We start from the raw sequence: 1,331 nt of genomic DNA, 5'->3' as shown, positions 1-1,331 counted from the left end.
TGGTTGACCCCCTTATAATGGACACATGAGGTATCATAAAGATACGAGACAAGTGAGTTTAAGGGGGAAAAAGGTAATGGCGAGAAAACCACATTCTACATTTGAATTAAGAAAAAGGGCCGTTGATCAAGTTCTAAAGGAAAGTAAGCCAGTCAGAGTGGTGGCAGAAGAAACCGGTTATAATGCAGATTCAATTTATAACTGGATCCATCGCTATAAAAGCGGTGGTGAAGATGGATTAAAGGATTCATCTAAAGCGATACGGTCTAAAGTGGAAGATAAGGGGAGTTTAGCTGACGCCAAACGGATTAAAGAATTAGAGAAAAAACTGAAAGAAAAAGAGTTGGAGAATGAGATTCTAAAAAAGTTCCAGGCCTTTCTCAAAGAGAACGAGTAAGTCATAAGTATGAAGCGATTTCCTACTTGAGGAAGGATCCTGCCAATTATCCAGTTCGACTGCTTTGCCAAGTATTAAACGTGTCGCGTAGTGGTTACTACGCTTCTTTGAAGCGCCCGAAAAAGGTTACCAACGATTCAGACAAAACGCTGCTTACACGTATCAAACGAATTTATGCCATTCGTCGAGGTACCTATGGTGCTAAGCGCATTGCCAAACACTTGAAAACGAGCCGAAAAGCCAGAATCGTGAATCACAAGAAAGTGGCTCGTTTAATGCGTGAAGCAAATCTGAAAGCCACCGTCCGTCAAAAGAAGGCTACGAAACAAGTGAAGGCACTGGCAGGCGGCTATGTTTATGAAAACTTATTAAAACGCCAATTTGAAGCCCTGCACCCAAATCAAAAGTGGGTAACAGATATGACAGAACTCATCATTGAAGATAAGAAATGGTATATCTCTACAATAATGGACCTGTTTAATCGCGAAATCATAGCTTTTCAGTTAAGTGACAGCCCGAACCAAGATTTAATTGAAGCGACGTTGAGGGAAGCGCAAAAGAAGCGAAAACTCAAAAGTCTCTCAGGGGTTCTTCTTCATAGTGATCAGGGCAGCGTTTATCGCTCTCTACGGTACAATCAGTTAAGCGAAAAGATGGGATTCACTCCAAGTATGTCTCGTAAGGCAAACTGTTGGGATAATGCGGTGATAGAAAGCTTTTTCTCGCAACTTAAGGTAGAATTCCCGTGCTTCTATCCGATTATTAATAGCGCGACGTTTCAAAAAAACAGCTTATCGTATATTCGTTATTACAACACAAAGCGAATCCAACAAAAACTTGGATTCGCTTCACCGTCAGCTTTCTATAAAGACTATAAAAAAGCGAGTTAGAATTTCGGATTTTGCCTGTGTCCATATTTAGGGGGCTTGACCAC

Annotated in this window: 2 protein-coding genes; both read left to right on the top strand. The window is 41.0% G+C overall.

Annotation, left to right across the window (positions count from 1 at the left end):
* Positions 1-76: 76 nt before the first annotated feature.
* A complete protein-coding gene (locus LCL91_RS21835) occupies positions 77-397 on the top strand; it encodes a helix-turn-helix domain-containing protein (RefSeq protein ID WP_224885599.1) in 321 nt (106 codons plus the stop codon).
* 17 nt (positions 398-414) lie between these two features.
* Positions 415-1,287: an IS3 family transposase gene (locus LCL91_RS21830; protein ID WP_224885601.1), complete on the top strand. Its 873-nt coding sequence runs from the start codon at positions 415-417 to the stop codon at positions 1,285-1,287.
* The last annotated feature ends 44 nt before the right edge of the window (positions 1,288-1,331 follow it).

This window comes from Guptibacillus hwajinpoensis (assembly GCF_020171785.1).
In the GTDB taxonomy this organism is placed as follows: Bacteria; Bacillota; Bacilli; order Bacillales; family Guptibacillaceae; genus Guptibacillus; species Guptibacillus sedimenti.
The sequence above is the reverse complement of the archived record's forward strand: the minus strand, read 5'-3'. Positions and strand labels throughout refer to the sequence as shown.

What these genes read in the sequence shown, in the direction of transcription:
- LCL91_RS21835 (WP_224885599.1), top strand. Translation starts at nt 77, where the DNA reads ATGGCGAGAAAACCACATTCTACATTTGAATTAAGAAAAAGGGCCGTT.